This is a genomic window from Kineococcus rubinsiae, from assembly GCF_011839805.1.
Taxonomy (GTDB): Bacteria; Actinomycetota; Actinomycetes; order Actinomycetales; family Kineococcaceae; genus Kineococcus; species Kineococcus rubinsiae.
The window spans coordinates 1-8877 of record NZ_VWPY01000094.1; the positions used below are offsets into that span (position 1 = coordinate 1).

Genomic DNA, 8877 nt, shown 5'->3' on the forward strand with positions numbered 1-8877 from the left:
CCCTCGCGCCGGTCGGCCGCGGCGCGCAGGGCGGCGGCGACGCGGCGGTCCTCGGCCAGGGCCGCGGCGTCGGCCTCGGCGCGCTCGGCGAGGACGCCGTCCAGGGCCGTGCGGTGCGCGGCCAGCAGGGCCGCGAGCTCGGCCTCCTCGGCGCGCACGCGGCGCGCGGAGGCCGCGAGCTCCTCGGGGTCGCGGCGCCCGGTCGTCTCCTCGGGCTCGCGGGCGAGCAGCCGCAGCCGCTCCTCGGCCAGGGCCTGCACGCCGCGCAGCCGTTCGGCGAGCGACTGCAGCCGGTGGTGGGTGTCCACGGCGCGGGCGAGCTCGGGGGCGGCGGCCGCGGCGGCCTGCTCGGCGGCGGCCAGCCGGGCCGCGGCCTCGGTCAGGTCGGCCGCGACCTGCGCCTGCCGGCGCTCCAGGGCCACCTCGTCCGCCTCGTCGCGCTGCAGCGAGCTGGTCGCCTGCACGAGGTCGTCGGCCAGCAGCCGGGAGCGGGCGTCGCGCAGGTCGGCCTGCACGACCTGCGCGCGGCGGGCCGCCTCGGCCTGGCGGCCCAGCGGCTTGAGCTGGCGGCGGATCTCGGTGACGAGGTCGGCGACGCGCGTGAGGTTGGCCTCCATCGCGTCGAGCTTGCGCAGCGCCTTCTCCTTGCGGCGCCGGTGCTTCAGCACCCCGGCGGCCTCCTCGATGAACGCGCGGCGCTCCTCCGGGGAGGCGTGCAGGACGGCGTCGATCTGCCCCTGCCCGACGATGACGTGCATCTCGCGGCCGATGCCGGAGTCGCTCAGCAGCTCCTGCACGTCCAGCAGCCGGCACGTCGAGCCGTTGATGGCGTACTCGCTGCCGCCGGTGCGGAACATCGTCCGGGTGATCGTCACCTCGGCGTACTCGATGGGCAGGGCGCCGTCGGTGTTGTCGATCGTGAGGCTGACCTCGGCGCGGCCGAGCGCGGAGCGTCCCTCGGGGCCCGTGGTGCCCGCGAAGATGACGTCCTCCATCTTCCCGCCGCGCAGGCTCTTCGCGCTGTGCTCCCCCATGACCCAGGTCAGGGCGTCCACGACGTTGGACTTGCCCGAGCCGTTGGGGCCCACGACGCAGGTGATCCCCGGTTCGAGGCGCAGCGTCGTCGCCGAGGCGAACGACTTGAACCCCTTGAGGGTGAGCGTCTTGAGGTGCACGGGCAGCGAGCCTAACGACCGATCCGCCCGGACCCCCGGCGCCGCGCTAGCGCTCGACGAAGCCCGTGACGCCGCGCGGGGTGCCCCGGTGCTCGACCACGGCCGTGACGCGGCCTGGCCGCCCGCGCAGGGACGGCTCCTCGCGCAGCCGCTCCAGCAGCTCCTCCAGACGGGCGCGCGGACCCTCCGCCACGACCTCGACGCGGCCGTCGGGCCGGTTGGCGGCGCTGCCCGCGAGGCCGAGCTCCAGCGCCTGCGCCTTGGTCCACCAGCGGAAGCCGACGCCCTGCACGCGGCCGGAGACCCACGCCGTCACCCGCTCCAGCTCCGGGGGTGGCGGGGAGTCCTCAGGCGGCAGGGCGTTCACGAGCGTGCGGTCCGGGCGCGCAGGGACCGCAGGACGGTGAGGACGGGCCGGGTGAGGAGCAGGACCAGCAGGCCGTAGTAGTCCACGCCCGGCACCAGGAGGGCCAGCGCGAGCGCGACGACGAAGAGGGCGCTGGTCGTGCCCGTGGAGGCCAGCCGCACCGACTGGTCCCCCCTGTCGGTGCGCAGCAGCTCCCGGTGGCGGCTCATCCACGCCGCCGTCGCGGTCTGGCACAGCGAGCTGGTGAGCAGGACGCCGATGTAGAGCAGCTCCACGACGGGTTGGTCGTCGTAGCCGATGATCAGCTGGGTGGTGAAGGGGGTGACGACGATGGTCAGCACCCACAGGAACGTGAGCCCCCGCAGCGTCGCGTCGACGCCGTCGAGCAGTTCGAACAGGTCGTGGTGGGCGCGCCACAGGCTCAGGATGACGACGAAGCTGAGCAGGAACCCGGCGATGGTCCCGACGTGGTCCGCCAGGAACGCGCCGACGGGCACTCGCGCGGGATCGGCCTCCGCGGCGGCGTCCACGAGGGGCAGCACCAGCAGCGTGATCGCGATCGCGACGATCGCGTCGATGAAGGTGGTGAACCGGTGCAGGGGGTGCTGCCTGCGCGCGGTCGTCTCCACGCGGTGAGCCTAGCCACGGGCCGGACCGGTGCCGCCGGACCGGGGGTGGTCGGCCCGGCGACGTGCGCGGTACAACTGCGGTGGTCCCGGGCACCCGGGGCGGCAGCTCCACACGACGGCCGTCGACGACGACGGGCAGGGGGAACGACGTGCGCGCAGCGTTCTTGGCGGGTCCGGGCGACGTCCGGGTCGGCGACTTCGGGGTCCGGTGCCCGGGCGAGCGCGAGGTGCTCGTCGAGATGCACCACGCCGCCGTGTGCGGATCGGACGTCCACCACGTCTTCGACGGGTTCCAGGTCGAGGCGATGCTGGGGCGTCCCGGCTACCCCGGGCACGAGGGCGTGGGGGTCGTGGTCGAGAGCCGCGCGCCCGGGTTCTCCCCCGGCGACGCCGTGCTCACGGTGCCGGCCGGGACCGCGGGCGGCTGCTTCGCGGAGTATCAGACGGTCGACGACCTGCACCTGGTCCCGCTGCGGCCCGGGGCGGACCTGCGCCGCGCGGTGCAGGCGCAGCAGCTCGGCACCACGGTGTTCGCGCTCAAGCGGTTCCTGCCCGTGGCCGGGCCGGTGCGGCACGCCGCGGTGATCGGGGCGGGCTCGGCCGGCACCTACTTCCTGCAGCAGCTGCTCGCCGCGGGCGCCGAGGTCGTCGTCTCCGACCTCGACCCGCAGCGCCTCGCCACGGCGGCCGCGCTGGGCGCGACGCGGACGGTGCTGGCGCCGCAGGAGTCGATCGTCGAGGCCGTGCTGGAGATGACGGGCGGGGCCGGGGCCGACCTCGTCGTGGAGGCCGCCGGCTACGACGTCTGCCGGGAGCAGGCGGTCGAGGCCGTCCGCCCGCACGGCGTCGCCGGTTTCTTCGGGTACGCCGAGCGCCTGGGGAACTCCCCGTTCCCCGTGCAGGAGGCGTTCGTGAAGTCCGTCTCGTGCCTGTGGATCTGCGGGACGCAGGCCGAACCCGGGCTCGCGTCGTTCCGGCAGGCCGTGGACTGGATCGAGGCGGGCACCGTCAGCGTCGAGCACTGCCTGGGCACGAGCTACCCGCTCGAGGAGGTGCCCACCGCGCTGGCCGTGGCCCGCGAGCACGGCCGCGGCGCGGCGAAGATCACCGTCGAGATGCCCGCCGCGACCCGCTGACCCTCACCCGGCGGGGCTCGCCGGCGGGGTCGCGGTCGCGCGGGTCCGCCTGCGCCGCAGCACGAGGGCCGGGACGACGACCACCGCGGCGAGGAGGGCGAACGGCAGCACGGCACCCAGGAGCAGGGCCGCGACGCGCACGGCCGAGCCGAGGGCGGTCCAGCCGGACTGCAGCCCGCCGAGGAAACCCGGCCGGCCCGCCACGGCCGCCGCGGTGGCGGGGGGCCGCGGCTGCAGGGTCACCTGCAGCGTCGCGAGGGTGACGCTGTCGGCCAGCGCGCGCTGGCGGGCCTGCAGCGCCTCGAGGTCGGCCTGGCGCCGGGCGATCTCGCCCTCGACGGCCAGGACGTCGGGGATCGTCGTGGCCTGCGGGAGCCGGTCGCGGAACGTCGCGAGCACGGCCTGCGCGGACGTCACGCGGCTGCCGACGTCGGCGACCTCCGCGGTGACGTCGGTGGCGGAGGTGGTCAGCGCGGTCTGCCGCCCGAGGTCGCCGAGGCGACCGACGACGTCCGAGAACGTGGCGCCGGGGACCCGCAGCGTCATCGCCTCGCGGTCGTCGCCCTCCCCCGCACCGGAACTGCTCGCCGTGACGAGGCCACCGACCGAGGCCGCGAGCGCCACGACGTCCGCGCGCGCCCGCTGCACGTCGGCGACCTCGACGGTGATGTCGCCCGTGGAGACCACCGAGCGCAGACCCGCCTCGAGGTCCGCGGCGGGAACCCCCACGGCGGCGGCGTCGGTGCCGGCGGCCTGCTCGAGCGTCGCGGCCCCGGCCGCCGCCGGGGCGTCCGCGGAGCCGGCGACCGAACCCCCGGACGCGGACCCGGCCCCCTCCCCCGAGCAGGCGGTGGCGCCGAGCAGCAGCACGGCCCCGAGGGCCACCGCGGCGCCGGCGCGGCGCCGGGCGGGGAGTTCCGTTCGGGGACGTCCGGGTGTCGTCGCAACAGGCATCGCTACCTCCGTGGGAGCCGCGGTCACGCCGACCGGTCGGGGCGTTGGACGCCGCCCGCGCCGCCCCGGTTCCCGGCCGCCTCCCGCCGGAGTTCCGCGGTGTCGCGGAGTTCCACAGCCCTCCGTGATCATGCAGGGATTCCCTGCATGATCACGGAGGGCGGAGGGTTCAGTCCGTCAGCGCCCGCAGCGAGTCCCGGCGCTCCTGCGCCGTGGCGCCCATGGGCATCACGCTGAGCGTCGTCACGCCCGCCGCGGCGTAGTCGGCCATCCGGGAGCGGACCTCGGCGGCGGAACCGACGAGGCACGTCGCGTCGAGGAAACCCCGGGGCACGGCGGCCGCGGCCTCGCGGTGCCTGCGCGCCAGGTACAGGTCCTGCACCTGCTCGACCTCGGCGTCGAAGCCCAGCCGGCCGGCCAGCCTGGCGTAGAAGTTCTGCTCCCGGCTGCCCATCCCCCCGAGGTACAGGGCCGCGTAGCCGCGCACGGCCGCCTCGGCCTGCAGCCGCTCCTCCCCCGTCGCGTCGGTGAGCAGGAACGGCACGGTCGGCACGACGTCGAACTCCGGCGCACCCTCGCGCGGGACGCGGCGCTCGCGGCCCGCGGCGAGCTGCGCGAGCTGCTCGCCGGAGTGCTCCGGGGAGAAGAACACCGGCAGCCAACCGTCGGCGATCTCCCCGGCCAGCGCCGTGTTCTTCGGCCCGACGGCGGCCAGGTACACGGGCAGGTCCGGCCGCGGGGTGGGCAGCATGAGCCGCAGCGGGACGCCCGGGCCGTCGGGCAGCGGCAGCTGCAGGTGGTCTCCGGCGTACTGCAGCGGCCGGCGGGCCAGGGCGAGGCGGACGACGTCGACGTACTCGCGGGTGCGGGCCAGGGGCTTGTCGAAGCGCTGCCCGTGCCAGCCCTCGGCCACCTGCGGGCCGGAGACGCCGAGGCCCAGGCGGAACCGCCCGCCGCTCAGGCCGTCGAGGGTGGCCGCCGTCATCGCGGTCGCCGCGGCGCTGCGCCCGGGAACCTGCATGACGGCCGCGCCGAGGCCGATGCGCGTGGTCTGCGCGGCGAGCCAGCCGAGCACCGACGGCGCGTCGGAGCCGTAGGCCTCGGCGACCCAGGCGCTGTCGAAGCCGAGCTCCTCCGCCCGCAGCGTCAGGGCGAGGGCGTCCGCGGCGGCTCCGGCCACCGTGCCGTCGCCGCCCGTGAGGTAGCCGATGCTCAACCCGAGGCGCACGCCGTCACCGTAGCCCGTGCCGTCCCCGCCCGGCCGGCTTCAGCCAGGCAGGAGCGCCCGCACCACGGTGTCCGCGAGCAGCCGGCCGCGGCGGGTCAGGACGAGCCGCGGGTCGGCGCTGCCGCGCAGGTCCACGAGGCCGTCGGCCACGAGCCCGCCGACCTCGCCGCGCGCGGCGTCGTCCAGGCGCGCGAGGTCGATCCCCTCGGCCAGGCGCGAGCGCAGCAGGACGTCCTCGACGTGGCGGTCGGCGTCGCTCAGCAGCTCGCGCGCGTGCGCGGGGCTGGTCCCGGCGGCGAGGCGGCCCGCGTAGGCGCTGGGGTGCTTGACGTTCCACCACCGCACCCCGCCGACGTGGCTGTGCGCGCCGGGACCCACGCCCCACCAGTCGCCGCCGCGCCAGTAGGCCAGGTTGTGCCGGCAGGCGGCCTCCGGCGTGCGGGCCCAGTTGCTCACCTCGTACCAGGAGTACCCGGCGGCGCCGAGGACGTCGTCGACGAGCTCGTACTTGGCGGCCTCGTCGTCGTCGTCGGGGGCGGGCACCTCCCCGCGGCGGACCTGCCCGGCCAGGCGGGTCCCCTGCTCGACGACGAGGGCGTAGGCCGAGACGTGGTCGGGCTCGCAGGCGACGGCGGCGTCGAGGCTCGTGCGCAGGTCGGCCAGGGACTCTCCCGGCGTGCCGTAGATGAGGTCGAGGCTCACCGCGAGGCCCGCCTCGCGCGCCCACCGCACCGCCAGCGGCACGCGCTCGGGGTCGTGGGTGCGGTCGAGGACCGCGAGGACGTGGCGGACGGCGGACTGCATGCCGAAGGACACGCGCGTGAAGCCGGCGTCGCGCAGCGCCTGCAGGCTCTGCGGGGTCACGGAGTCGGGGTTCGCCTCCGTCGTCACCTCCGCGCCCGGCAGGAGGCCGAACGTCTCGCGCACCGCGGTGAGCAGCCGGACGAGGTCGGTCACCGGCAGCAGGGTCGGGGTGCCGCCGCCGAAGAACACCGTCTCGGCGGGGCGGGCCGCGCCGCCGAGCACGCGGGCCGCCAGCTCCAGCTCGGCGACGGCCGTGCCCGCGTAGGCGGCCTGGGAGCCGCCGCCGCCGAGCTCGGTGGCCGTGTAGGTGTTGAAGTCGCAGTACCCGCAGCGCACGGCGCAGAAGGGCACGTGCACGTAGACGCCGAAGGTGCGCTGCGCCGCGCCCGCGAGGGCGGACGCCGGGAGCGCGCCGTCGGCGGGGACGGGCTCGCCGTCGGGGAGGGTGCTCGGCACCCCTCCAGTGTCCCCCACCGCGGGACCGCTCCCTGACGGGTACCCCTAGGGGGTAGGGGTTGCGATCGGAACCCCTAGGGGGTATCAAGGAGGCATGGAGACGGCAGTGGTCGGCTACGCCGGCGAGAAGGACGCGGTCCTGAAGAGGTTGCGTCGCGTGGAGGGGCAGGTCCGCGGCCTGCAGCGCATGGTCGAGGAGGACTCCTACTGCATCGACGTCCTCACGCAGGTGTCGGCCGCGACCAAGGCCCTGCAGGCCGTCGCGCTGACCCTGCTCGAGGACCACCTGGCGCACTGCGTCGCGCACGCGGCCGCCGAGGGCGGCGACGTGGCGCAGGAGAAGGTCCGCGAGGCCAGCGCGGCGATCGCCCGGCTGGTGCGCTCGTGAGCGCGGCCACCACCGCCACGTACGCCGTCGGCGGCATGACCTGCGAGCACTGCGTCCGCGCGGTCACCGAGGAGCTCACGGCCCTGCCGGGCGTGCAGCACGTCACGGTCGAGCTCGTGCCCGGCGGCCCCACGCCGGTCACGGTGACCTCCAGCGCCCCGCTGGCGCCCGGCGACGTCCGGGCCGCGGTCGACGAGGCGGGCTACGACCTGCTCGGGGACGGGGCGGCCTGATGGCCGAGCCGACCGAGCTCGCCCCGCCGCCCGGCCGCACGGTCGACCTGCTCATCGGCGGGATGACGTGCGCCTCCTGCGCCGCGCGCGTGGAGAAGAAGCTCAACCGCATGCCGGGCGTGCAGGCCGCCGTGAACTACGCCACCGAGAGCGCCCGCGTGACGCTGCCGGCCGGCACCGACGTCGCCGACGCGGTGTCCGTGGTCGAGGCCACCGGGTACACCGCCGAGCTCCCCTCACCCCCTGCGGCGCAGCCGGAGACGGCCGCCGAGCCCGACCCGGCCGCTCCCCTGCGGCAGCGGCTGGCGGTCTCCGCCGCCCTCGGCCTGCCGGTGCTCGTGCTCGCCATGGTCCCGCCGCTGCAGTTCCCGAACTGGCAGTGGCTGTCGCTGGTCCTGGCGGCGCCCGTCGTCGTCTGGGGCGGGTGGCCCTTCCACCGCGCCGCCTGGACCAACCTCCGCCACGGCGCCGCGACGATGGACACGCTCGTCAGCCTCGGCGTCCTCGCCGCCTTCGTCAGCTCCCTCGCCGCGCTGTTCCTCGGCGACGCCGGGATGCGCGGCATGCGGATGAGCTTCGAGCTCCTGCCGGGCCGCGACGCCGCCGGCGAGCACCTCTACCTCGAGGTCGCCGCCGTCGTGACGGTGCTCGTGCTCGCGGGCCGCTACCTCGAGGCCCGCGCGCGCCGCAGCTCCGGCGCGGCGCTGAAGGCCCTGCTCGCCCTGGGCGCCAAGGACGTCGGCGTCCTGCGCGACGGCGCCGAGACCCGCGTCCCCGTCGCCGACCTGCGGGTCGGCGAGGAGTTCCTCGTGCGCCCCGGCGAGACGGTCGCGACCGACGGGGTCGTCACCGAGGGCGCCAGCGCGGTCGACGTCAGCGTCCTGACGGGCGAGGGCGTGCCGGTCGAGGTGGGCCCGGGCGACGCCGTCGTCGGCGCGGCCGTCAACGCGGGGGGTCTGCTGCGCGTGCGCGCCACCCGCGTCGGCGCGGACACCCAGCTCGCCCGCATCGGCCGCCTGGTCACCGAGGCGCAGTCCGGCAAGGCCGAGGTCCAGCGCCTGGCCGACCGCGTCTCCGGCGTCTTCGTCCCCGTCGTGCTGCTGATCGCCCTCGCGACCGGTGCGGGCTGGCTGCTCGCGGGCGCGGGGCTCGGCACCGCCCTGACGACGGCCGTGGCCGTCCTCGTCATCGCCTGCCCGTGCGCCCTGGGCCTCGCCACGCCGACGGCCCTGCTGGTGGGCACCGGCCGCGGGGCGCAGCTCGGCATCCTCGTCAAGGGCCCGGAGGCGCTGGAGCAGACCCGGCGCATCGACACGGTCGTGCTCGACAAGACCGGCACCGTGACGACCGGCCGGATGGGCCTGGTCGCCGTGACCGCCGCCGAGGCGGGCGGCGAGGACGAGCTGCTGCGCCTGGCCGGCGCGCTCGAGACCGCCTCCGAGCACCCCGTGGGCCGGGCGGTCGCCGCGGCCGCCGCCGCCGCCGGGCCGCTGCCCCCCGTCACGGG

The 8877-nt window shown here is 76.6% G+C and carries 10 protein-coding genes; 4 read left to right on the plus strand and 6 right to left on the minus strand.

The annotated features are described in order from the left end of the window. The 3 genes from F1544_RS22570 to F1544_RS22580 form a co-directional block, all read right to left on the minus strand. The coding region (locus F1544_RS22570; protein ID WP_167588458.1) for a chromosome segregation SMC family protein at window positions 1-1175 on the minus strand (1175 nt) is incomplete at its 3' end. A 46-nt stretch (window positions 1176-1221) separates the two neighbouring features. Further along, complete coding sequence (locus F1544_RS22575) at window positions 1222-1533, minus strand: acylphosphatase (protein WP_244309536.1); 312 nt, start codon at window positions 1531-1533, stop codon at window positions 1222-1224. A 5-nt stretch (window positions 1534-1538) separates the two neighbouring features. Continuing rightward, complete coding sequence (locus F1544_RS22580) at window positions 1539-2171, minus strand: TMEM175 family protein (RefSeq protein WP_167588459.1); 633 nt, start codon at window positions 2169-2171, stop codon at window positions 1539-1541. A gap of 149 nt (window positions 2172-2320) precedes the next feature. Between F1544_RS22580 and F1544_RS22585 the strand changes: the two genes are divergently transcribed. Beyond that, window positions 2321-3307: a zinc-binding dehydrogenase gene (locus tag F1544_RS22585; protein WP_167588460.1), complete on the plus strand. Its 987-nt coding sequence runs from the start codon at window positions 2321-2323 to the stop codon at window positions 3305-3307. Between the two features lie 3 nt (window positions 3308-3310). Here the strand turns inward: F1544_RS22585 and F1544_RS22590 are convergent, their stop codons facing one another. The 3 genes from F1544_RS22590 to hemW all read right to left on the minus strand — a co-directional run bounded on the left by F1544_RS22590 (window position 3311) and on the right by hemW (window position 6749). Continuing rightward, entirely contained in the window at window positions 3311-4261 is a 951-nt protein-coding gene (locus F1544_RS22590; protein WP_167588461.1) for a DUF4349 domain-containing protein, read from the minus strand. A gap of 169 nt (window positions 4262-4430) precedes the next feature. Then, window positions 4431-5489 (minus strand): LLM class F420-dependent oxidoreductase, encoded by a 1059-nt coding sequence (locus F1544_RS22595; RefSeq protein WP_167588462.1) that lies wholly within the window; start codon window positions 5487-5489, stop codon window positions 4431-4433. Between the two features lie 39 nt (window positions 5490-5528). After that, window positions 5529-6749: a radical SAM family heme chaperone HemW gene (gene hemW, locus F1544_RS22600; RefSeq protein WP_167588463.1), complete on the minus strand. Its 1221-nt coding sequence runs from the start codon at window positions 6747-6749 to the stop codon at window positions 5529-5531. 94 nt (window positions 6750-6843) lie between these two features. Between hemW and F1544_RS22605 the strand changes: the two genes are divergently transcribed. The 3 genes from F1544_RS22605 to F1544_RS22615 all read left to right on the plus strand — a co-directional run. After that, the gene (locus tag F1544_RS22605; protein ID WP_208972443.1) at window positions 6844-7137 is read left to right on the plus strand and encodes a metal-sensitive transcriptional regulator; all 294 of its coding nucleotides are present in this window, start codon (window positions 6844-6846) and stop codon (window positions 7135-7137) included. Beyond that, on the plus strand, window positions 7134-7370 hold the full coding sequence (locus F1544_RS25675) for a heavy-metal-associated domain-containing protein (RefSeq protein WP_308470282.1): 237 nt from the start codon (window positions 7134-7136) through the stop codon (window positions 7368-7370). The genes F1544_RS22605 and F1544_RS25675 overlap by 4 nt, the downstream gene beginning before the upstream one ends. Further along, window positions 7370-8877: heavy metal translocating P-type ATPase (locus F1544_RS22615; protein ID WP_167588464.1), on the plus strand; the 1508-nt coding region annotated here is incomplete at its 3' end. The genes F1544_RS25675 and F1544_RS22615, both read left to right, overlap by 1 nt.